This is a genomic window from Mesorhizobium sp. M0045 (genome assembly GCF_040323385.1).
GTDB lineage: Bacteria > Pseudomonadota > Alphaproteobacteria > Rhizobiales > Rhizobiaceae > Mesorhizobium.
Map to the genome: position 1 here is coordinate 255,045 of NZ_JAMYUY010000006.1, position 20,442 is coordinate 275,486.

At 62.7% G+C, this 20,442-nt stretch carries 19 protein-coding genes; 10 read left to right on the top strand and 9 right to left on the bottom strand.

The window, feature by feature from the left end; genetic code table 11:
• The first annotated feature begins 87 nt into the window (after positions 1 to 87).
• The gene (locus tag NKJ72_RS12815; RefSeq protein WP_352477382.1) at positions 88 to 594 is read left to right on the top strand and encodes a DUF1993 domain-containing protein; all 507 of its coding nucleotides are present in this window, start codon (positions 88 to 90) and stop codon (positions 592 to 594) included.
• A gap of 51 nt (positions 595 to 645) precedes the next feature.
• Here NKJ72_RS12815 and NKJ72_RS12820 read toward each other — a convergent pair whose 3' ends face one another.
• Positions 646 to 810: a hypothetical protein gene (locus NKJ72_RS12820; protein WP_023674744.1), complete on the bottom strand. Its 165-nt coding sequence runs from the start codon at positions 808 to 810 to the stop codon at positions 646 to 648.
• 385 nt (positions 811 to 1,195) lie between these two features.
• Here NKJ72_RS12820 and NKJ72_RS12825 point away from each other — a divergent pair, with 385 nt between their 5' ends.
• Both NKJ72_RS12825 and NKJ72_RS12830 read left to right on the top strand, forming a co-directional pair.
• A complete protein-coding gene (locus NKJ72_RS12825) occupies positions 1,196 to 2,263 on the top strand; it encodes an aldo/keto reductase (RefSeq protein WP_352477383.1) in 1,068 nt (355 codons plus the stop codon).
• Between the two features lie 48 nt (positions 2,264 to 2,311).
• Entirely contained in the window at positions 2,312 to 3,577 is a 1,266-nt protein-coding gene (locus tag NKJ72_RS12830; RefSeq protein ID WP_352477384.1) for a cysteine desulfurase-like protein, read from the top strand.
• Positions 3,578 to 3,595: 18 nt separating this feature from the next.
• Here NKJ72_RS12830 and NKJ72_RS12835 read toward each other — a convergent pair whose 3' ends face one another.
• Genes NKJ72_RS12835 through NKJ72_RS12855 form a run of 5 tightly spaced genes read right to left on the bottom strand, consistent with a single transcriptional unit; the run spans position 3,596 to position 9,095 of the window.
• Positions 3,596 to 4,627: a histone deacetylase family protein gene (locus tag NKJ72_RS12835; RefSeq protein ID WP_352477385.1), complete on the bottom strand. Its 1,032-nt coding sequence runs from the start codon at positions 4,625 to 4,627 to the stop codon at positions 3,596 to 3,598.
• Positions 4,624 to 5,136 carry a GNAT family N-acetyltransferase gene (locus NKJ72_RS12840; protein WP_352477386.1) on the bottom strand — a complete coding sequence of 171 codons (513 nt, stop codon included), beginning with the start codon at positions 5,134 to 5,136 and terminating at the stop codon, positions 4,624 to 4,626. The genes NKJ72_RS12835 and NKJ72_RS12840 overlap by 4 nt, the downstream gene beginning before the upstream one ends.
• A gap of 9 nt (positions 5,137 to 5,145) precedes the next feature.
• Entirely contained in the window at positions 5,146 to 6,075 is a 930-nt protein-coding gene (gene kce, locus NKJ72_RS12845; RefSeq protein WP_352477387.1) for a 3,5-dioxohexanoate:acetyl-CoA acetone transferase, read from the bottom strand.
• Positions 6,076 to 6,085: 10 nt separating this feature from the next.
• On the bottom strand, positions 6,086 to 7,453 hold the full coding sequence (locus NKJ72_RS12850) for an aminotransferase family protein (RefSeq protein ID WP_352477388.1): 1,368 nt from the start codon (positions 7,451 to 7,453) through the stop codon (positions 6,086 to 6,088).
• A 1-nt stretch (position 7,454) separates the two neighbouring features.
• A complete protein-coding gene (locus NKJ72_RS12855) occupies positions 7,455 to 9,095 on the bottom strand; it encodes a N,N-dimethylformamidase beta subunit family domain-containing protein (protein WP_352477389.1) in 1,641 nt (546 codons plus the stop codon).
• A 156-nt stretch (positions 9,096 to 9,251) separates the two neighbouring features.
• On the opposite strand from NKJ72_RS12855, the gene NKJ72_RS12860 reads away from it, so the two are divergent.
• From NKJ72_RS12860 to NKJ72_RS12880, 5 genes are all read left to right on the top strand, one after another.
• Entirely contained in the window at positions 9,252 to 9,500 is a 249-nt protein-coding gene (locus NKJ72_RS12860) for a ParB N-terminal domain-containing protein (RefSeq protein ID WP_023674751.1), read from the top strand.
• Positions 9,501 to 9,623: 123 nt separating this feature from the next.
• On the top strand, positions 9,624 to 10,109 hold the full coding sequence (locus NKJ72_RS12865; RefSeq protein WP_352477390.1) for an SRPBCC family protein: 486 nt from the start codon (positions 9,624 to 9,626) through the stop codon (positions 10,107 to 10,109).
• 41 nt (positions 10,110 to 10,150) lie between these two features.
• On the top strand, positions 10,151 to 11,107 hold the full coding sequence (locus tag NKJ72_RS12870) for an alpha/beta fold hydrolase (protein WP_352477391.1): 957 nt from the start codon (positions 10,151 to 10,153) through the stop codon (positions 11,105 to 11,107).
• Positions 11,108 to 11,301: 194 nt separating this feature from the next.
• Complete coding sequence (locus tag NKJ72_RS12875) at positions 11,302 to 11,700, top strand: GFA family protein (protein ID WP_352477392.1); 399 nt, start codon at positions 11,302 to 11,304, stop codon at positions 11,698 to 11,700.
• 118 nt (positions 11,701 to 11,818) lie between these two features.
• Positions 11,819 to 12,031, top strand: a complete 213-nt coding sequence (locus NKJ72_RS12880) for a hypothetical protein (RefSeq protein ID WP_023717422.1) — start codon at positions 11,819 to 11,821, stop codon at positions 12,029 to 12,031.
• 13 nt (positions 12,032 to 12,044) lie between these two features.
• Here the strand turns inward: NKJ72_RS12880 and NKJ72_RS12885 are convergent, their stop codons facing one another.
• A complete protein-coding gene (locus NKJ72_RS12885) occupies positions 12,045 to 12,959 on the bottom strand; it encodes a hypothetical protein (protein ID WP_352477393.1) in 915 nt (304 codons plus the stop codon).
• Between the two features lie 258 nt (positions 12,960 to 13,217).
• Between NKJ72_RS12885 and NKJ72_RS12890 the strand changes: the two genes are divergently transcribed.
• The gene (locus NKJ72_RS12890) at positions 13,218 to 14,237 is read left to right on the top strand and encodes a GH25 family lysozyme (RefSeq protein WP_352477394.1); all 1,020 of its coding nucleotides are present in this window, start codon (positions 13,218 to 13,220) and stop codon (positions 14,235 to 14,237) included.
• Positions 14,238 to 14,407: 170 nt separating this feature from the next.
• On the opposite strand, the gene NKJ72_RS12895 is transcribed toward NKJ72_RS12890, so the two are convergent.
• Positions 14,408 to 14,608 carry a type II toxin-antitoxin system HicB family antitoxin gene (locus NKJ72_RS12895; protein WP_352477395.1) on the bottom strand — a complete coding sequence of 67 codons (201 nt, stop codon included), beginning with the start codon at positions 14,606 to 14,608 and terminating at the stop codon, positions 14,408 to 14,410.
• Between the two features lie 355 nt (positions 14,609 to 14,963).
• Between NKJ72_RS12895 and NKJ72_RS12900 the strand changes: the two genes are divergently transcribed.
• Positions 14,964 to 15,974: an MBL fold metallo-hydrolase gene (locus tag NKJ72_RS12900; protein WP_254817680.1), complete on the top strand. Its 1,011-nt coding sequence runs from the start codon at positions 14,964 to 14,966 to the stop codon at positions 15,972 to 15,974.
• A 127-nt stretch (positions 15,975 to 16,101) separates the two neighbouring features.
• On the opposite strand, the gene NKJ72_RS12905 is transcribed toward NKJ72_RS12900, so the two are convergent.
• Entirely contained in the window at positions 16,102 to 19,866 is a 3,765-nt protein-coding gene (locus NKJ72_RS12905; protein WP_352477396.1) for a vitamin B12-dependent ribonucleotide reductase, read from the bottom strand.
• Positions 19,867 to 20,442: the final 576 nt, after the last annotated feature.

Below are 20,442 nucleotides of genomic sequence, written 5' to 3' on the forward strand. Positions count from 1 at the left end.
GATTGCGGCGACGTGGTGACGCTTGAACAATCGCCTGCGAAAGCGCTACCTCTCGCCATAGGCAGTAGGGCTGCGTGGAGATTTCTTGTGACCATATCAATGTATGAAGCATCCGTGCCGGTATTTTCGGCGAGGCTGAAGTCACTGGCCAATGTGCTGAACATTGCCGAGCAAAATGCGGCTGATCGCAAGATCGATCCGCAGGTGTATCTGACGGCGAGGCTGGCGCCGGACATGTTTGCGCTGACCAGGCAGGTACAGATTGCCACCGATCACGCCAAGGGCGCGCCATCGCGGCTTGCCGGGCGTGAGGTGCCAAAATACGAGGATAATGAGACGAGTTTCGTTGATCTGCAGGCCCGCCTTACCAAAACGCTCGACTATCTCGCGAGATTTTCGGCGGCCGAATTCGATGGTTCAGATGACAGGATGGTCGAACTGCGGCTTGCGGGGCGCGAGGTTTCGATGCCGGGAATGCAGTATCTGCTGCATGCCGCCATGCCCAATTTCTACTTCCACCTGACCACCGCCTACGACATCCTGCGCCACAACGGCGTGCCATTGGGCAAGTCGATCTTCCTCGGATTGCGTTGAGATCAGCTTGTGAGATATCCTGCTGCGGCGGGATATCTCACGGCGCGCTGTTTAGCGCAGGGACATTTCCCGGGCGATGCGCGGGAAATCGGCCGGCTTGACGCCGATATCGGCGCGATCGGCATTGCTCATCGAATGGAGCAGCGCCAGTGCCGCACGATAACGCAGCTGTTCCCGCGGACGCGGACGGGCGAACATTTCAGTGAAGAATCCCACGATTCAAGCCCCTTATGGAACCTCCACGGCCGTCAATATAGGCAGATCATGACAATTGTGCAGTGCAGCATTCGCATGGCAGCCATGCTGCCCTGATCTTTTTTGACATAATTCGGCTGTTCCGGCGAAACTTCTGCGGTGCTTCGACCGTAGGCCTCAGTGCCGGCACTTGGCCGGTTTTTCCTCGCCATTCCTGGCGAACTTCCGGACTGCATTCACATGCAGTCCGGTCTTTTTTGTTAGCTGCGGCGAAAAACTCCGTTCGCCGGCATCCTGGGAAAGTCGCCTGGCCTGCCGTCGGTGGGCTTGGAAGCGGGCGGCGCTTTCCTGTATGCTATTGCTTCCTCCTCGCGCAGCCGCGCAAAATTCCCGCCGGAGAAACTCCATGCACAAACGCCGTCTCGGCCAGACCGAGCTTTTCGTGTCGCAAATCTGCCTCGGATCGATGACTTGGGGCCAGCAGAACACCGAGGCGGACGGTCACGCCCAGATGGATCTGGCGTTTGCTCGCGGCGTCAATTTCATCGACACCGCCGAACTCTATCCGATCCCGCCCAAGGCGGAGACACAAGGCCGTACCGAGACAATCATCGGCAATTGGATGAAGGAGAAGCGCAATCGGGACCAAGTGATCATCGCCTCGAAGGTAGTTGGTCGCACCGCCAACACTTGGTTTCGCGGCGACCGCCCGTCTAAACTGGTGCGCGCCGATATCTTCGACGCTATTGATAAGTCACTCGCTAGGCTCAACACCGATTACATCGACCTATATCAGATCCATTGGCCGGAACGCGACGTGCCGTGGGGTGCCAATCCGAACCGCATCGGCACCTTGCCGCGACGCTCCGATGCCACCGGCGTGCCGGAAGGCGAGACGCCGATCGCCGAGACGCTTGCCGTATTCGATGAACTGGTGAAGGCCGGCAAGATCCGCCATTTCGGCCTGTCGAACGAGAATTCCTGGGGCGTCATGCGTTTCATTGCCGAAGCCGACAAGGGCCTCGGCCCGCGCGTCGCCTCGCTGCAGAACGCCTATAATTTCGTCAATCGCACCTTCGAAGTGAACCTTGCCGAAGTCTGCGAGCGCGAGCAGGTGTCGCTGCTTGCCTATTCACCGCTGGCGCAAGGCTATTTGACCGGCAAATACGATCATGGCGCGCGGCCGCAGGGCTCGCGCTCGCAGTTGTTCAACCGCGGCCAGCGCTACGAGACGCCGAATGCTGCCGAGGTGCAGCTCGAATACAACCGGTTGGCGCGCACCTTCGGCATGGAGCCGGCGCTGTTTGCCAATGCCTATGTCTCGAACCGGCCCTTGGTCACCTCGAACATCATCGGCACCACCACCATTTCGCAACTCGAAATGGCGCTCTCTTCCGCCGACGTGGTCTGGACCGAGGAGATGCAGAAGGCCGTTGATGCGATCCATCAGCGCGTCGGCAATCCGTGCCCTTGATGCGTCGGGACGTGGTTGTCCGATCGTCATAAGGAGAGGGGGACAGCCATGGGCTTCCGGATCGATGCGGTGCGCGCGAAATTTCCGGCCTTGTCGTTGACCGATAAGGGCCGCCGGCGCATTTATCTCGACAATCCTGCCGGCACGCAGGTGCCGCAGGCGGTGGCGGACGCGGTGTCACGCTGTCTGCTGACCACCAATGCCAATCTCGGCGGCTTCTTCGAGACCAGTATTGCGGCACAGGACATTGTCGACGAGGCCCATCTGGCGATGGCGGATTTCCTCGGCGCTGCGAGCCCGCAGGAAATTATCATCGGTGCCAACATGACGACATTGACCTACCACATGTCGCGAACGCTCGGCCGCACGATGAAGCCCGGGGACGAGATCATCCTCACCCGCATGGACCATGAGGGCAACGTCTCACCCTGGCTGCAGCTGGCTGAAGACCTTGGCCTTGTCGTGCGCTGGCTGCCTTTCGACCAGCAGAGCTGGCAGATCGAGGAGGCGGCGCTCGCCGCGTTGCTTTCCGAGAGGACGCGGCTCGTCGCGCTCAACTACGCCAGCAATCTCACCGGGTCGATCAACCGGGTGAAGGCGTTGACCGGCATCGCCAGGCGGGCTGGTGCGTTGGTCTACGTCGATGCCGTCCAGTTCGCGCCGCATGGTCTCATCGACGTCCAAAACCTCGGCTGCGATTTCCTGATCTGCTCGGCGTACAAGTTCTTCGGCCCGCATATGGGAATTTTGTGGGGCAGGCTGGACGTTATCGATGCGCTTAAGCCGTATAAATGCCGTTGCTCGTCCAATGCCTTGCCGGAGCGCTTCGAGCTCGGCACGCCGCAAATTGAATTGATGGCCGGCCTGTCGGCGGCTGTCGATTATTTTGCCGAGTTGGGAGCGGCAGCTGGTGCGCAAGGGTCGCGTCGGCGGAAAATCGCCAAGGCCTTCGAAGTCTCAATCGCTTACGAGAACCCGCTAACGCAACAGTTGATCGACGGTCTGTCGGATATTGCCGGCCTGACCATCCACGGCATCACCGATCCGAAGCGGATCAATGAGCGTGTGCCGACGGTGTCGTTCACTGTCGAAGGCATAGCGCCGGAGACGATCGTGCGGCAGATGAATGCGGAAAACATCTTCCTGTGGTCCGGCCACAACTACGCCTGGGAGATCGTCCACCAGCTCGGCATCCCGGCCGAGCAGGGCGTGGTGCGCATCGGCATCGCCCATTACAACACTGCAGCCGAGATCGACGAGACGCTGGAGAGCGTGCACCGCGTTGTCGCCATGCTGAGGCACGAGCGATCCTGAGCGGGCCACGCCGACGGATCATCGCTTGTGGGCCCCGCCAAAACCGGTGAGGAAGGCGGTGAGATTGTCGCCGAGCTCGTCGCAGAGATAGCCGCCTTCCTGGACGATGACCGTCGGCAGCCCGAGCCCGGCGATCGCCTCGCCGATGCGCGAAAAACCAGGCGTGCTCACCGACAGCCCGCCGAACGGATCACCTTCGAAGGCGTCCAGCCCCAGCGCGACCACAAGCGCATCGGGCGAGAAGGCGTTGATGCGCTGGAACGCTGCCGCCAGTGCTTCGAGGAAAGCCGCATCGCCGGATTTGCGCGGCAGCGGCAGGTTGAGATTGTAGCCGAGGCCGGCGCCTTCGCCGCGCTCGTCCGCATAGCCCCAGAAAAACGGATAGAACCGCACCGGGTCGGCATGCAGCGACACGGTGAGCACGTCCGGCCGGGCATAGAAGATGCCTTGCGTCCCGTTGCCGTGATGCAGGTCGACATCGAGGATCGCCACCCGCGCTGCCTGCTTGCGTAGAGCCTGTGCGGCGACCGCCGAATTGTTGATGAAGCAGAAGCCGCCGGCGACGTCGGCAAAGGCGTGATGGCCGGGCGGCCGGCATAGCGCGTAGGCGGCCGGCGCTCCCAACATCACCGCCTCGGCGGTTTCAACCGCGCTCCAGGCGCTCCAAAGCGCGCTCTGCCACGTCTCGCCGGAGATCGGGCAGGCTGTGTCGGCCATGTGGTAGCCGGCTTGGCCGACCGCCGAGGCCGGATAGGAGCCGTTCCGCGCGATCGGGTGGATGTTGGGGATGACCTCGGCCGAGGCGCCCTCGATGCGCTGCCAGCGCGCGAAGATATGGTGAAGGAAATCGAGATATTCCGGCGTATGTACCGCGGCAATAGGGCCGAGTCCGTGATCCCGCGGCCGTTCGATCGTGCAGCCGGCAGCCTTTGCGCCGGCCAACAATCGCTCGACCCGTTCCGGCTTTTCCGGATTGGGCTGCGGCGTGCCGCTGGAGAGGAACGCCTTCGGGTCGTGGCGCTTCTGTTCTTCGGCATAGAAGGCTTTCATGTTGGCTCCTCCGGTGCATCGGCGAAAGCAAAAAAGGCGTCGCCGACGATCTTCTGCACCTGCTCGTAGCTGGACCAGGCAATGCCCAACCGTTCGTAAAAAGCCTTGGCGGTCTCGTTGTCGGTATCGACGGACAGCTTGAGATAGACGCCGCCGTCCTTCCGGCATTGCGCCGCGACCTGGCGCAGCAGGCGCTCGCCGATCCTGCGGCCGCGAAAACGGTCCTCGACATAGAGGTCCTGCACATAGACGCCGGGCCGTCCCATCCATGTCGAGAAGATTGGAAAATGCAGGCAAAGCCCGGCAAACTCGCCGCCGACCTCGGCGATCAGGGTCGAGAAGGCAGGCTTCTCGCCAAAGCCATAGGTGCGGAGATCCCGAGCTGTCGAGGTGATCTCCTGATGTGCGCCGACATGCGCGCCGAGCCGTAGGAGCGCGGCGTGGATGGTTTCGACGTCCTCCACCCGGCCGGGCCGGATGACAATGTCTCTTGACGGTGGGTTGGTCACGGCCGCATCTCAGAACGCCACGCGGTCGCCGCCCTTGAGCGCCAGCATCTGCCGCGCCTCGGCCGGCGTCGCGACGTCCAGCGACAATCCGTCGAGCACGCTGCGGATGCGGCGCACCTGGTCGGCATTGGACTTGGCGAGTTGGCGCCCGTCGTAGAGGCTGTCCTCCAGCCCGACGCGGACATTGCCGCCCATCGCCGCCGCAATCGAGACCATCGGCATCTGGTGGCGTCCGGCGGCCAGCACCGAAAATTGGTAGCTATCGCCGAACAGTTTGTCGGCGATGCGCTTCATGTGGATCAGGTTTTCTGGATCGGCGCCGATGCCGCCAAGGATGCCCAAAACAAACTGGATGAACAAAGGTCCAGACACCAGCCGACGATCGCGAAAATGCGCCAGCGAATAGAGATGGCCGACATCGTAGCACTCGAATTCGAAGCGCGTGCCGCAACCGCGCCCGAGGTTCTCGAGCACCGTCTCCATGTCGGCAAAGGTGTTTTTGAAGATCGTGTCGCGGGTGGCCTCAAGCAGTTTCGGCTCCCATTCGTGCTGCCATTCCCGCGGCCGCTCGAGCATCGGGAACAGCGCAAAGTTCATCGAACCCATATTGAGCGAACACATTTCCGGCTCGGCCCTGAGCGGCGCGGCCAGCCGCTGGTCGAGCGTCATCAGCGACGATCCGCCGGTGGTGATGTTGATCACCGCATCGGTCGCCTGCTTGATGCGCGGCAGGAACTGCATGAACACCTCGGGGTCGGCGGTCGGCCGCCCATCCTTAGGGTCGCGGGCATGAAGATGCAGGATCGAAGCGCCCGCCTCGGCGGCGGCGATTGCGTCTGCGGCGATCTGGTCCGGCGTCACTGGCAGATGCGGCGACATCGACGGGGTGTGCACCGACCCGGTGACGGCGCAGGTGATGATGACTTTGCGCGGTGCCATGGTTCGTTCCTCAGCCTTCGACCGGCAGGTCGAGCTCGCCGGCCAGCACCTCGAGCGCGTCACCGATGATGGATATGATCTCGCCGATCTGCGCGGCGGTGACGATCATCGGCGGCGCGACCATGAAATTGTCGCCGTCGACACCGCCCTTGACCTTGCGTCCGTAGATGATCAGGCCGCGCTCATAAGCGAGGTCGAGCAGGCGCTGAGTGGCCTTTTTCGCCGGCTCGATCGGCCTCAGCGTGTCCGGATCGGCGACCATTTCGGCACCGGTGAGCAGGCCCTTGCCGCGGACGTCGGCGATGAACGGAAACCGCTTCGCCAATCCCTTCAGCTCGGCCATCAATAGCTCGCCCATGACAGCCGCGTTGGCGATCAGGCCGAGACGGTCCATCTCGCCGAGCACGGCGAGCCCGGCGACGCAGGCGAGCGGATTGCCGGCATAGGTATGGCCGTGCTGGAAGCCGCCCGACGCGAGCAATGGCTGCACCAGCCGCATCGGTGCCGCCAGCGCACCGAGCGGGGCATAGCCCGAGCCCAGCCCCTTCGACAGCGCGACGATGTCTGGCTTGCAGTTCCAGTGGTCGCCGCCAAGGAATTTTCCGGTGCGGCCGGCACCACTCATCACTTCGTCATGAATGAGCAGGATGCCGTAGCGATTGCAGATCTCGCGGATGCGCGGATAATAGCTGTCGGGCGCCACCAATGCAGCCGTGGCAGCGCCGCCGACCGGCTCCAAAATGAAGGCGAGCACGCTCTGCGGTCCCTCGGCGAGGATCTTTTCCTCCAGCATGTCGGCGTAGCGGGTGCCGCGCTGTTCCATCGAAAGATTGTCGCGGTCGCGCCAGGCGGCAGGCGCCGGCACCGTCGGCATGAGCTGCATCATCGGCGCAAAAGTTTCGGCCAGCGCATCGTCGCCGGTGACGGCGAGCGCGCCAAGCGTGCCGCCATGATAGGACGGAAAGCGCGTGATCACCTTCCAGCGGCTGGGCTGGCCGGTGGCGACCGCCCATTGCCGCGCCAGCTTGACGCAGGATTCCGTCGCTTCAGAGCCGCCGGAGACGAAAAAGATGCGGTCCAGGCCCTCGGGGAGTTTGGCCGCCAGTTGCCGCGCGAGCTCCTCTGCCGGTTCGTTCTCGAAATGCAGGCGGTAGGCGAAGGTGGCGCGGTCCATCTGCCGTTTCATCGCGTCGAGCACGTTGCGATTGGAGTGGCCGATATTGGCGACCATCGGGCCGCTCGATCCGTCGATGAAGCGGCGGCCATCCTGCGTCCACATGTAGATGCCTTCGGCGCGGTCGATCAGCGGCCGGCGCAGGCTGGACAGATAGAACAGATGCGAGGCTTCGCGGGCTTCCGGGGCAGGGGACTTCAGCATGTCATGACTTTCCGAGATAGCGGTCGAGGACATTTCTGGTAACACGCTCGACCATCGCATCCTGCCCTAGCAGGCCGGCAACCCATTCGCAGCTTCCGGCGTGAAACACCTCGCCTTTGCCGCGCCGGAAATTGACGATCATGCCGTTGCCGCGTTTGACCTTGTCGAGATTGGCATCGCTTGCCTCGCCGAACAGCGTTTCGGCGGTGAAGCGACCGTCCTCGTCGCCGAGGAACTGGTCCTCGAACGGAATGTCGGCGCTTTCCTCGACCTGGGCAGCCATGCCGACCGCGAGCACCTGCAGGCCGTCCGGTGCGCCGCTGTCGGGCGTGGGGTAGGGCAGGCCGCCGCGGATCTCGAAATCGAGCCCATCGACCTCATAGCCATAGACATGGCTGTCGGCGCCGAGCAGGTCGCCATAGTAGATGCCGGTACCGGCAAAGGCCCAATGCTCCGGCCGGTAGACCGGAAAGCCGCGCACACCGCGCGGCGCACAGCCGCCCCAGCCGGCATAGACGCCTCTTGTCGCGTTGAGGCCGAAGGTCGCCGCACCCGGCCGGCCGATTTCCGGCGCTTCCCAGGAATTGGTGGCGCGCCTTATATCGCCGCCGCGATAGGCCGGGTCCTCGGCGCGGGCGCGGTATTTGTAGCAGACCTGCCGGCGGCCTTCGTCCTCCAGCCTGGTCTGCCACATGAAGTTGCCGGCAAAGCGCGCCGCATGACCGCCGCGCTCGACATAGCTGTCGACCGCATCACGCATTTCCCAGGTCCAATATTCGTCGTGGCCGACGAAGACGACGCAGTCATAGCCGTCGAGAATGTCGGGCGAAAAATGCAGATCGTGCTGGCTGGCGAGATCGACGGCGTAGCCGGAACGCTCAGCGAAGCGGAAGAAATGGCTGTCGTAGCTTGCCCAGCCGGCTGAGGCGTATTTCTTCGAATGGCCGGTGGCAAAGGCCCATTCCATGTGCGGATAGCGCGGCACGGTTTTCGGCGGCACCGCAACTTCGAGCGGCACGCGCGGCGCATCCTTGGGCAGCACGACGAAGCCGCGGCACCAAGGCCGCTGCGTCGACACCATTCGTGCATACTGGTCGCGGGCCGGCCCGGTGATGCCTTCGTAATGGTTGGAACCGCCCCATGTGTTGTAGGCGAGCCAGGTGCCGGTGGCCGCGACCTGCAGCACGCGGCCGGGTTTCTTGCCGGGCTGCGGCGAGACGATGAAAAGGTGATGACAGCGGATCGGCTTGCCGTCGCGACCGTCCGCTTCAAGCGTGACGCGATAGGCGCCGGATGGCCAGTCGTCGCCGATGCGAAACTCGAACGACGCCTGCCAGCCGCAGCCTTCGACCGAACATTGATCCGGCGTATCTTGCCAGCGCGCCGCGATTCCGGTCCTTTCGAACATTGTCGTTTCCGCGCCGCCGTCGCGGATGATCGCGATGCCGAAACTGGTGGCCGTCGAACTGACATGCAGCGCCACCATCTCGCCGGGGCGATAGGAAAAACGGTCGCTGTAGCACCAGATTTCGCCACGCCCGCCATCCATACCGGGCCATTCCCAGTAATGGCTGCGCACCGCCTGGCGTCGCTGCTCCGGCGTCAGTCCGAAATCGGGAAACTCGGTCGGCAGATGGTTCATGGACACCGCTAAGGTCGAAGGCCGCCATTTCGGCCATCCGCCGGCCAAGCGTCAATTGGAAACGATCGGACCAGCCATTGCCGGGCTGCTCACTTGGCCTTGCCTGACAAACAGACTATCTCACAAAGGGCGGCGTTGTCCGCCACGGGAGTCGATATGCTGAGAGTGCAAAAGGTCAGGGTCAACGATATCTACGTGCCGACCGCGCGCAAGAAGACGCTGCATCCCGAGACCGTCCGCCATCTGGCCGAGGACATTCTGGAAAACGGCATGAAGATGCCGATCCAGGTGCGCCATGACGGCAAGCGCCATATCCTGGTCGAAGGGTTGCATCGGCTGGAAGCGGCCAAGTGGCTCGGCGAGACCGAGATCGACGCCTATCTGGTGCAAGCCAAGCGCCACTGAAGCCACTCAGTTCCTTCGTTCGAATCTCCGGTCCCGCGGATTTTTTCTCGCGGACCGTGTCGGCTTGCGTCTTGTTGGTTCGTCCTAGACACGAAAGCCAAAACCGACATGTGAGGGAACACCATGACCACCAAGCTGGACATCGCCCCCAACTCCGACCGCGAGCTGGTTCTCGCCCGCATCATCGATGCGCCGCGCGAGAACGTCTATCGCTGCTGGACCGAGCCGAACCTGTTGACGCAATGGTTCTCGCCGAAGCCGTGGACGACGCCGCGCGCCGAAATGGATGTGCGGACCGGTGGCTCCACCCTTGTCGTCATGGCCGATCCCGACGGCAAGGAGTTCCCGAATCCAGGCATCTTCCTCGAAGTCGTACCAGGCAAAAAGCTCGTCTTCACCGATGCCTATACCAAGGCGTGGGAGCCGTCCGAAAAGCCGTTCATGACGGTCGTGCTGACCTTCGACGACGAGGGCGAGGGCAAGACCCGCTACATCGCCCGGGTTGCGCATTGGTCGGTCGCCGACCGCGAACAGCACGAGAAAATGGGTTTTCACGACGGCTGGGGCCAGTGCGCCGAACAGCTCGAGGAGGTCGCCAAGCTACTTTGATGCACAAGCGACTTTGATGCAAACGAGAGAGGGAGACTGATATGTCCAGATCGATATTTTTTGCCATTTTCGCCTCGGCCGCCGCGCTCTTTGCCGCGCCGGGCACCATCAACGCAGAGGAGGCCAAGCCCGCCATGACGACCGCAACCGCAACACTGCCGAAGCCGCAAAAGTCCGGCCTGCTGCCGATCAACGGCCTGAACTATTATTACGCCGTCTATGGCAAGGGCGAGCCGTTGCTTCTGCTGCATGGCGGTCTCGGCACAACCGACATGTTCGCGCCGATCCTGCCGAAGCTTACCGAAAACCGCACCGTCATCGGGGTCGACCTGCAGGGCCATGGCCGCACCGCGCTCGGCGACCGGCCGCTCAGCTTGGAGGCGATGGGCGACGACATGGCGGCGATCGTCAAGGCGCTCGGCTACGACAAGGTCGACGTCATGGGATATTCGCTGGGTGGGGGCGTCGCCTTCCGCATGGCCGTGCAGCATCCCGACGTGGTGCGCCGGCTCGTCCTGGTCTCGACCGGCTACGCCGCGGACGGCTTCTATGCCGAGATGCGTGGCCAGCAGGCACAAGTCGGCGCGGCGATGGCCGACATGATGAAGGACACGCCGATGTACAAATCCTACGTCGCGGTCGCGCCGCATCCGGAGGATTTTCCGAAACTGCTCGACCAACTCGGCGCCTATATGCGCAAGGACTACGATTATTCTGCCGACGTGCCGAATCTGAAAATGCCGGTCATGCTGTTGTTCGGCGACAGTGACATGTACCGGCCCGAGCACGAGATCAAGTTCTACCAGATGCTTGGCGGCGGGTTGAAGGACGCCGGCTGGATGCGCGAGAACCTGTCGCAAAACCGCCTGGCGATCCTGCCGAACCGCACGCACTATGACGTGTTCTTCGCGCCGGAACTGACAGCTGCCACGCTGCCGTTCCTCAATGGCGAGACCAAGGTCAAGACTTGGGATGAGGTGGTCAACGAAACGAACTGACGCTCAGTCAATTGTCTGCCGGCCGTCTCCCGCGAGATGGCCGGCATTTCGTTGATGAGGCCTTGGCTCGGCGCATCCAGCCGATCGCCCATCGGCCGGATCACAGCTTTAGATAACGCCATCAAAGCTTTTCAATTGACGGTGCCACGCCTATCGATAGGTATCGCCTATCCTCGCAGGAAGGGACATGGGCGATGGCAAGATATCAGGGCGGGTGTTTGTGCGGTGCGGTGCGCTACCATGTCGAGGCGACACCGATCAATGAGCGCGTCTGCCATTGCCGGCTCTGCCAGAAGGCACTGGGTGCCGCCTTCAACGCGCGCGTGCTGTTCCGCATCGACGATGTGACGGTCGACGGTCCGCTGGCGACGGTGAATTCCTCGCCCGATCTCAAGCGCGGCTTTTGCCCGCGTTGCGGCACGACGATGTTTTCTCGGCGCGATTCCGCCGGCATCATCGGCATCACGACCGGCTCGCTCGATGATCCTTCGGTGTTCAGGCCTGAGATGCATATCTGGACCGCCTCGAAGCAGCCCTGGGTCCAGATCGACGACGGCCTGCCGCAATATGAAGGCGCGCCACCTCCGGCTTGAGGTGAAGTCTGGATAAAATTTAATCCAAAGCGACACGAGATAGCCGGCAAAGCGTCATTGGCGGGCCATCATTGCTGCCTATCTATTGCGTGCGGGCGGCAGTCGAGGAGGCGACGGAATGAACGACAGCATCAACACCCTGGACGAGCTCTTGAGTGATCCGATGATCAAGCTGGTGATGGAGCGCGACCGCGTGCAGCCGGCAGAACTTCGCACGCTGCTCGAGGAAAAGGTCCGCCGGGCGGACGATGATGTGGCGGTCAACGATCGTTTTGTACCGCCGGCCCACCTTATGGCCACGACCTGCCACAAGCTGTGGCTGTGCGGCTAGGGTCTTGAAGCGGTCAGCCGGAATTTGCCGGCAAATAGCTGTAATGGCTGCGGAAATAAGCGAGCCTGAAGCCGAGGCGCGCATAGTTGCGATACGCCGGCCCGTCGCGTTCGGACTGCGGCGCCTCGATGTCGGCCACGAACAGTTTTGCACCGGCCGCAAGTCCGTCGCGCACCATCGCTTCGCCGAGCATTGCATCGAGGTCGAAGCTCGGCGCCATGATGCCGGGAACCGGCGCGTCGATGCCGCTCCAGGCCATGCCGTCGGCACCGATGAACATCGAGCGCACCGCCGCCACCGCGCCGTCCCGCCGCAGCATGTAATGATGCCAGCCGCGTCGGCCGGCCAGCGCCCGCAACCACGGTGAGGTCGGCAACCGATATTGGCTGTCGATGAACCCAGCCCATTCCCTTGCCGTTGCCGACGTTACCCGCTCGACCGAGACACCCTTCGACGGGAAAAGCGGCTCCGTTGGCAATGGCGTGGCATCGCGAAAGATGCGTTCCCAGCCGCCCTGACGCTGCAGGCCGCGTGCCTCGAGCCAGCAGCTGAGCGTCGCGGGCTCGGTATGCGGATTGGTGTAGAACCAGGGCCGCAGAATACCGGCCTCGCGATAATGCGCCAGAAGCGCGTCGAGCCGGCTCTCGGTGGCAGCGCTATCGACACCGAGATTCTTGACGCAGTTGAAATGGATGAACGGGATCGTCGTGCAGGTGGTCCAGACGAGATCGCCATCTTCGGCGATCGCCAGGCCCTGCCTTGCGGCAAAGTCTGCCGGGGCGGCGCGATAGAGATCGAGCCAGGCATTGACCTCGGCGCGTTCGATGACGCGGCTGAGATCGCCAGATATCTCGTCGATCCCGATGGCGGGCGAGCGTGGCTCGGGCGGGGCTACGGGCTGCAATTCTGACAGGGCGGCGGGCTGCATGACTTCCTCCCAAGTATGGCCTTACACCGTAAGATTAGTGGAGACTAATCTCATGCAGTGAGTTGTCAAGCGGGATTGCGAGGCAGCCACGTGGTCGAACGTTGGGGATAGCGCACCCCGTCCGGGCGAACGTCCCGATGCAAACCCCCTAACAATTCGATTCAAACTTTGTTGGTAGTTTCTTGTTAGGAATCCAGCTTGGTTTGTCCGGCGGCGTTGTCCTGCCTTCGGTCTGTTGTGTTTTGCGTACAGGTCCAGATGCGGTTATCAGGCGTCGTCATCTTTTCGATCGCAGCGCTGTGCCTTGCCGGCTGTACGTCGACCTCCGGCGTCGATGCGCTGCAAGTGCCGTCCAGCGAGACCACCAGCTCGGTTGTGCGGCCACCCGCGCCAGTGGCATCCGTGGCGAAAACTGATGCTGCGCCCGCTTTTGCCGAACAGGAGCAGGACGAACAGCCGGTCGCGATGGGCGTACCCGATCAGGACGTCGAACCGCCGGCCGAGGTCATCGCGCTGATGTCGCCGTCGAAGCGCCTGACACGCGCAGCACCGGCGATGCTTGCCGAGCCGGTCACGCGCTATGGTTTTCGCGACGCCAAGCCGATCAATTTCGGTAAGTCCTCCTCGCCGAGGCGCCTTGCCGTCCATGGCGTCGACGTTTCGCGCTGGCAGGGCAATGTGAACTGGGGAAAGCTGCGCGCCCAGGGCGCCAACTTCGCCTACATCAAGGCGACCGACGGCGGCGATCATATCGACCCGATGTTTACCAGGAACTGGCGCAATGCCGACGCCGCCGGCTTGAAGCGCGGCGCCTATCACTTCTTCTACTGGTGCCGCACCGCCGGCGAGCAGGCCGACTGGTTCATCCGCAACGTGCCGAGGGTCGAGGGCGCGCTGCCGCCGGTGATCGACGTCGAGTGGAACGGCGAATCCAGCTGCAAGCGCCGCCCGTCGCGGCAAAAGGTGCTGGAAAAGATGCAGGTGTTCATGGACAAGCTCGAGCGCCACTACGGCCAGCGCCCGATCATCTACACCGCGCCCGATTTCTACCGTGACAATCTGCGCGGCGCCTTCCCCGATTATCCATTCTGGCTGCGCGCCGTGGCCGCGCATCCGTCAAAGGTCTATCCCGGCCGCAAATGGCTGTTCTGGCAATATTCCGGCTCCGGCCTGTCGCACGGGGTGAGGGGCCGCATCGACCTCAACGTGTTCCATGGCGATGAGCGGGCATGGCGCGACTGGGTTGGCGGCCGGCAGATGGTAGCGGAGGCGGAGTAGCGGCAGCTCTTGCCTTCTCCCCTTGTGGGAGAAGGCGGATCGGCGCGCAGCGCCGAGCCGGATGAGGGGTGTTGGACGGAGTGCCGCCGTGCCAAGCTGGAGCACCCCTCATCCGACCGAGCTTCGCTCGGCCACCTTCTCCCACAAGGGGAGAAGGGGAGGCGCAGCTTTTACGCCTCAATATATTCCGCATATTCCGCCAGGCTGACACCTTTGGGCACATCCAGTCCATCGGCGCGCGAGGCCTTCGATGTGAAAGCGTATTGCGTCGCGAATTTCGGTTTTTCCACCTCGAGCACCGATCGCAATGCAGCCGGGTAGGTCCGGCAGCTAAGCGGAAAAATTGTTTCCGGCTTTTCGATGACTGCCACGTAACGCATTGCGCGACCTCTTCGGTTGGAAATGTCATTATGGCCAGCGGCCGATCATCTACACCGACGTAGTTGAACAGCAGCTCCTCCTGAGATCTTTCCTGCTCTAATGAGCACATCGTCACGGATATTGAGGACGGCTTCGAGTCAACGCTGAGCGCGGGGCGCGGTTCGGTGGGCGAGAGCGTCTACTCCCTCATGCCAGCCTCTTCACCACCAAATCCTCGCTGCGGTCCACTGAGAGCACAGGCTGACCCATCCTCAGGTGTAGCTCGATAGCCGACACGCTTCCCCATAGGGTCCCCGACGTGGCTTGTGACCCACACGTCTCGATCACGCAAAACAGGAGCGCATCATGTCGCAGGCAGAAACAAAAACCCGCACGACTGGTCAGCAGGAGACAAACATGAGCTTGGACAACATTTCACACCCCTCGATCCAGCACTGCGCCGACAGCCTGAACGCCAAGCACAGCAACGGTAGACCGGAGCCCGAATTGGTTCCGTCGCGCTACGCGCTGCAGGTCGGCGACATCGACGTGCTGGTGGTCAGCGATGGAGTGCTGCCGATACCAGCGCCGGTTATGGCATACAACGTCGACCCGGCCCTCCGGGCGGCCTGGCTGGACGACATGTTCCTGCCGCCGGACGTGCTCGAGTGGCCGCTGAACGTGGTCGTCGTACGCAGCGGCGACCGGACCATACTCGTGGACGCCGGGCTGGGGATGGACCCGGACTTGCACTTGCCGAGGGCCGGGCGGTTGGTCTCGCGACTGGAGGCCGCCGGCATCGATCTCGCATCCGTCACCGACGTGGTGCTGACCCATATGCACATGGACCACATTGGCGGGCTCCTCATCGACGGGGTGAAGGACCGGCTGCGTCCGGATCTGCGGATTCACGTGGCGGCCGCCGAGCTCAAGTTCTGGGAGTCGCCCGATTTCTCCCGCGTCTCCATGCCAACGGGGTTCCCGGATGCGCTGCGGCGGGCGGCCAAGCGGTTCGTGAACGACTACCACAGCCAGTTGCGGCCGTTTGAGACGGAGCATGAGGTGGCGCCGGGGGTGGTCGTCACGCTCACCGGCGGCCACACCCCCGGGCACAGCGTGGTCCGCCTAGCGTCCGGCGGCGATCGGCTGACCTTCGCCGGCGACGCCGTGTTCCAGGTCGGGTTCGACCAACCCGACTGGCACAACGGCTTCGAACACGACCCCGAGGAGGCAGCCCGCGTCCGGATCAATCTTTTGCGGGAGCTGGCGGCGACCCGCGAGCCGCTGGTGGCCACTCACCTGCCGTTCCCGTCTATCTGCCATGTGGCGGTGGACGGCGATGTCTTTCGTTGCGTGCCGGCTGTCTGGGACTACTGACCCGCGTATTGGGTTAGGGCCGAGCACAGCGTTTGAACGACCGCACGAGCAACGTCGCGAGCTTTGGCCGTTAGAGGTGGGTTGCCGTCAACCCACCTCCAAGCGATGAACTTGCCTATCAGCTATCTCAACTACACCCGCTCGTCGCCCCACAGGTATCGCACTTCTCGCAAGTCCCGTTCCGCACCATCGTGAAGTTATGGCATTCCGAGCATTCGTTGCCGGTGTAGCCCTGCATCAATGATTGCTGGCGCCGGTTGGCGGCGAGCGCTTTGGCTTCGGCGGCTTCTTTGGCGGCCTCGTCGGTGAACAGCTCCGTCGGGTCGGACGCTTCCGCGTAGACGATGTCCTCAACCAGTTCCCTGGCGCGCTCCTCGTAGTCGCGCTTGTAGGCGATGGCTTCGTCGCTGGACGGCTTCAGCGTCAGCACGTTGGAGCCGGAGAAGGCGGTCGGGGCGGTACGGGCCGGAGTTCCGGAGCCCGCGCCGGCAAAGCCCTTGGGCTCTGCACCCATGCCCGACACCAGCTTGACCGGCGAGGCACCGCGGGTCAGGCCCTTGGAGAAGGGCGTCGCCTTGCCTTCGTTGATGCCGCGCCCGAGTGCGGTCTTGTCGAAATCCGACTGGTCGACATGGGCGAGGTCGTGGCGGCCGAGATAGGAGACGGCGAGTTCGCGGAACACATAGTCGAGGATCGACGTGGCGTTCTTGATGGCGTCGTTGCCTTGCACCATGCCGGCCGGCTCGAACTTGGTGAAGGTGAAGGCCTCGACAAATTCCTCGAGCGGCACGCCATATTGCAGGCCGAGCGAAATGGCGATGGCGAAGTTGTTCATCATCGCGCGGAAGGCGGCACCTTCCTTGTGCATGTCGATGAAGATCTCGCCGAGGCGGCCATCATCGAATTCGCCGGTCCTGAGATAGACCTTGTGGCCGCCGACGACCGCCTTCTGGGTATAGCCCTTGCGGCGGTTCGGCAGTTTCTCGCGGTCGCGGTAGAGACGCTCGACGACGCGCTCGACGATCTTCTCGGTCACCTGCACGGCGCGCTGCGCGGCCGGTGCCGCGATCAGCTGCTCGACCGCTTCGTCCTCGTCGTCCTCGACGTCGGCAAGCAGCGAGGCGTTGAGCGGCTGCGACAGCTTCGAGCCGTCGCGATAGAGCGCGTTGGCCTTCAGCGCCAGCTTCCATGACAGCATGTAGGCGCCCTTGGCGTCCTCCACCGTCGCGTCGTTCGGCATGTTGATGGTCTTGGAAATGGCGCCGGAAATGAAGGGCTGTGCCGCTGCCATCATCATGATGTGGCTGTTGATCGACAGCGAGCGCTTGCCGATCTTGCCGCACGGGCTGGCGCAGTCGAACACAGGCAGGTGTTCGGTCTTCAGGAACGGCGCGCCTTCCAGCGTCATCGCTCCGCAGACATGGATGTTGGCGGCCTCGATGTCCTTCTTCGAGAAACCCAGCGCCGGTAGCATCTCGAACGAGAAATCATTGAGCTGCTCGTCGGTGAAGCCGAACGTCTCCTTCACCCAGTCGGCGCCCAGCGTCCACTGATTGAAGACGAACTTGATATCGAAGGCCGACTTCAATGCCGCATTGAGTGCGGCGATCTTTTCGTCGGTAAAGCCTTTTGCCTTGAGCGAGCCGGGATTGATGCCCGGCGCCTGGTTGAGATTGCCGTGGCCGACGGCATAGGCCTCGATCTCGGCGATCTGGGCCTCGGAATAGCCGAGGGTGCGCAGCGCTTCGGGCACGGCGCGGTTGATGATCTTGAAATAGCCGCCGCCGGCGAGCTTCTTGAATTTCACCAGCGCGAAGTCGGGCTCGATACCGGTGGTGTCGCAATCCATCACCAGGCCGATCGTGCCGGTCGGTGCGATCACCGTTGCCTGCGCGTTGCGGTAGCCATGCTCCTCGCCAAGCTCGATGGCGCGGTCCCAGGCGGCCTTGGCATGGTCGGCAAGCTCCTGCTGCTTGAGATCCGAGGCGACCAGCGGCACCGGGTTGACGGCAAGCTTCTCGTAGCCGTCCCTTTCGCCATAGGCCGCGCGGCGGTGGTTGCGCATGACACGCAGCATGTTCTGCGCATTGCGGTCGTAGTCGGGGAAGGCGCCGAGCTCGGCGGCCATTTCAGCCGAAGTGGCATAGGCGGTGCCGGTCATGATCGCGGTGAGGGCGGCGCAAATGGCGCGGCCCTCGTCGGAATCATAAGGAATGCCCGAGGTCATCAGCAGGCCGCCGATATTGGCGTAACCGAGGCCGAGCGTGCGGTACTCGTAGGAAAGCTTGGCGATCTCCTTCGACGGGAACTGCGCCATCATGACGGAGATTTCCAGCACCATGGTCCACAGCCGCACCGTGTGCTCGTAGGCAGCGACGTCGATGGTGCCGTCGGCGTTGCGATAAGGCAGTAGGTTGATCGACGCCAGATTGCAGGCGGTGTCGTCGAGGAACATGTATTCCGAGCACGGGTTGGACGCCCGGATCGCACCGGCCGAGGCGCAGGTGTGCCAGTCGTTCATCGTCGTGTTGAAATGCAGGCCCGGATCGGCCGACGCCCAGGCGGCATAGCCGATCTTTTCCCAGAGATCGCGTGCCTTCAGCGTCTTCAGCACCTTGCCGTCCTTGCGGGCGGTGAGATGCCAGTCGCCGTCCTGCTCGACGGCGCGCAGGAAATCGTCCTTCAGCGATACCGAATTGTTGGAGTTCTGGCCCGAAACGGTGAGATAGGCGTCCGAATCCCAGTCGGTGTCGTAGGTCTTGAACGACATCGAGGTGTAGCCCTGCTTGGCGAACTGGATGACGCGGTAGATGTAGTTCTCCGGCACCGCGTCCTTCTTGGCCGCCTTGATCTCGCGCTTCAGCGCGGTGTTGACCGCCGGGTCGAAGCAATCGTCGCCATTGCCTTCGCAGTTGATGCAGGCCTTCATGATCGCTTCGAGGTGCTTCTTGACAATCTTCGAGCCGGTGACCAGCGAGGCGACCTTCTGCTCCTCGTTGACCTTCCAGTCGATGAATTCCTCGATATCGGGGTGGTCGGCGTCGACGATGACCATTTTCGCGGCGCGGCGCGTCGTGCCGCCCGACTTGATGGCGCCCGCCGCGCGGTCGCCGATCTTGAGGAAGCTCATCAGCCCCGACGAGCGGCCGCCGCCCGACAGCTTTTCGCCTTCGCCGCGCAGGAACGAGAAGTTCGAGCCGGTGCCGGAGCCATATTTGAACAGGCGCGCCTCACGCACCCACAAATCCATGATGCCGCCCTCGTTGACGAGGTCGTCCTGCACGCCCTGAATGAAGCAGGCATGCGGCTGCGGATGCTCGTAGGAAGACTTCGACTTGGTCAGCTTGCCGGTGAACGGGTCGACATAGAAATGGCCCTGGCTCGGACCGTCGATGCCATAGGCCCAGTGCAGGCCGGTGTTGAACCATTGCGGCGAATTCGGAGCGACGCGCTGGGTGGCCAGCATATACGCGAGCTCGTCGCGGAAGGCGCGCGCGTCGTCCTCCGACTTGAAGTAGCCGCCCTTCCAGCCCCAATAGGTCCAGGTACCGGCAAGCCGGTCGAAGACCTGGCGGGCGTCGGTCTCGGAACCGTAGCGCTCGGCTTCCGGCAGCTTGGCCAGTTCAGCCTCGTCGGCGACGGAGCGCCACAGGAAGGAGGGAACTTGCGTCTCTTCGACCTTCTTCAGCCGTGCGGGCACGCCGGCCTTGCGGAAATATTTCTGCGCCAGGATATCGGCGGCAACCTGGGAGAACTGCGCCGGCACGTCGATGTTGTCCAAGCGGAAGACCACCGACCCATCCGGATTCTTGATCTCGGAAAGCGCCTTGCGGAATTCGATCTCCGCATAGGCAGATTGTCCTGGCTTGGTGAAACGACGCTCGATGCGCATTGGTCCGGTCCCTTTTGTCTACATATAGCGCTTTTCCCAGAGGATTTCTGCCCTCTTGACGAAACGCGCATGGCCGCCGTCTGCCGGCGTTCGAAACCGCCGGCTCTCATCGTCACAGTCTCCGCCGCCCTGCCGGTCGGACCTCTTGCGAGGCCGCTGTCCGACGCGCTCACGGACCCTGTGGGTCCCTCAAATCTGAAAACTTTTTGTAACACCCTCGGTCGAGGGAAATTCACATTATCTAGCGTCGAACCTACCTGCAAACACTAAATATAGTATTAACAGACAATTTATTCAAGTCCGACAGTCCTCCCCTTTCGCCCCCAAGGCTTCAAAATCCCACGCCTCCGCCGGCCTCGTAGACAGGCGGGAATGCGGATCAAAACGCACATATTCCGGGAAAAAGACCGGCCTCGAAACTTTTCCGGTCGCGCTCTCAACAGGAGCGCATGGCCTATAAAAGGCGACTCGTTTTGCGCCGTCAAGGATTCGTTTGCGTAGCTTTTATGACCCCAACATCTTGTGTGTCACATATGTGGATAACGGGGATAGAAGCGGAGCGCGGCGAGGAAGGTT

What these genes read in the sequence shown, in the direction of transcription:
- NKJ72_RS12825 (WP_352477383.1), top strand. Translation starts at nt 1,196, where the DNA reads ATGCACAAACGCCGTCTCGGCCAGACCGAGCTTTTCGTGTCGCAAATC.
- NKJ72_RS12830 (WP_352477384.1), top strand. Translation starts at nt 2,312, where the DNA reads ATGGGCTTCCGGATCGATGCGGTGCGCGCGAAATTTCCGGCCTTGTCG.
- NKJ72_RS12835 (WP_352477385.1), bottom strand. Translation starts at nt 4,627, where the DNA reads ATGAAAGCCTTCTATGCCGAAGAACAGAAGCGCCACGACCCGAAGGCG.
- kce (WP_352477387.1), bottom strand. Translation starts at nt 6,075, where the DNA reads ATGGCACCGCGCAAAGTCATCATCACCTGCGCCGTCACCGGGTCGGTG.
- NKJ72_RS12850 (WP_352477388.1), bottom strand. Translation starts at nt 7,453, where the DNA reads ATGCTGAAGTCCCCTGCCCCGGAAGCCCGCGAAGCCTCGCATCTGTTC.
- NKJ72_RS12855 (WP_352477389.1), bottom strand. Translation starts at nt 9,095, where the DNA reads ATGAACCATCTGCCGACCGAGTTTCCCGATTTCGGACTGACGCCGGAG.
- NKJ72_RS12860 (WP_023674751.1), top strand. Translation starts at nt 9,252, where the DNA reads ATGCTGAGAGTGCAAAAGGTCAGGGTCAACGATATCTACGTGCCGACC.
- NKJ72_RS12865 (WP_352477390.1), top strand. Translation starts at nt 9,624, where the DNA reads ATGACCACCAAGCTGGACATCGCCCCCAACTCCGACCGCGAGCTGGTT.
- NKJ72_RS12870 (WP_352477391.1), top strand. Translation starts at nt 10,151, where the DNA reads ATGTCCAGATCGATATTTTTTGCCATTTTCGCCTCGGCCGCCGCGCTC.
- NKJ72_RS12875 (WP_352477392.1), top strand. Translation starts at nt 11,302, where the DNA reads ATGGCAAGATATCAGGGCGGGTGTTTGTGCGGTGCGGTGCGCTACCAT.
- NKJ72_RS12880 (WP_023717422.1), top strand. Translation starts at nt 11,819, where the DNA reads ATGAACGACAGCATCAACACCCTGGACGAGCTCTTGAGTGATCCGATG.
- NKJ72_RS12885 (WP_352477393.1), bottom strand. Translation starts at nt 12,959, where the DNA reads ATGCAGCCCGCCGCCCTGTCAGAATTGCAGCCCGTAGCCCCGCCCGAG.
- NKJ72_RS12890 (WP_352477394.1), top strand. Translation starts at nt 13,218, where the DNA reads ATGCGGTTATCAGGCGTCGTCATCTTTTCGATCGCAGCGCTGTGCCTT.
- NKJ72_RS12900 (WP_254817680.1), top strand. Translation starts at nt 14,964, where the DNA reads ATGTCGCAGGCAGAAACAAAAACCCGCACGACTGGTCAGCAGGAGACA.
- NKJ72_RS12905 (WP_352477396.1), bottom strand. Translation starts at nt 19,866, where the DNA reads ATGCGCATCGAGCGTCGTTTCACCAAGCCAGGACAATCTGCCTATGCG.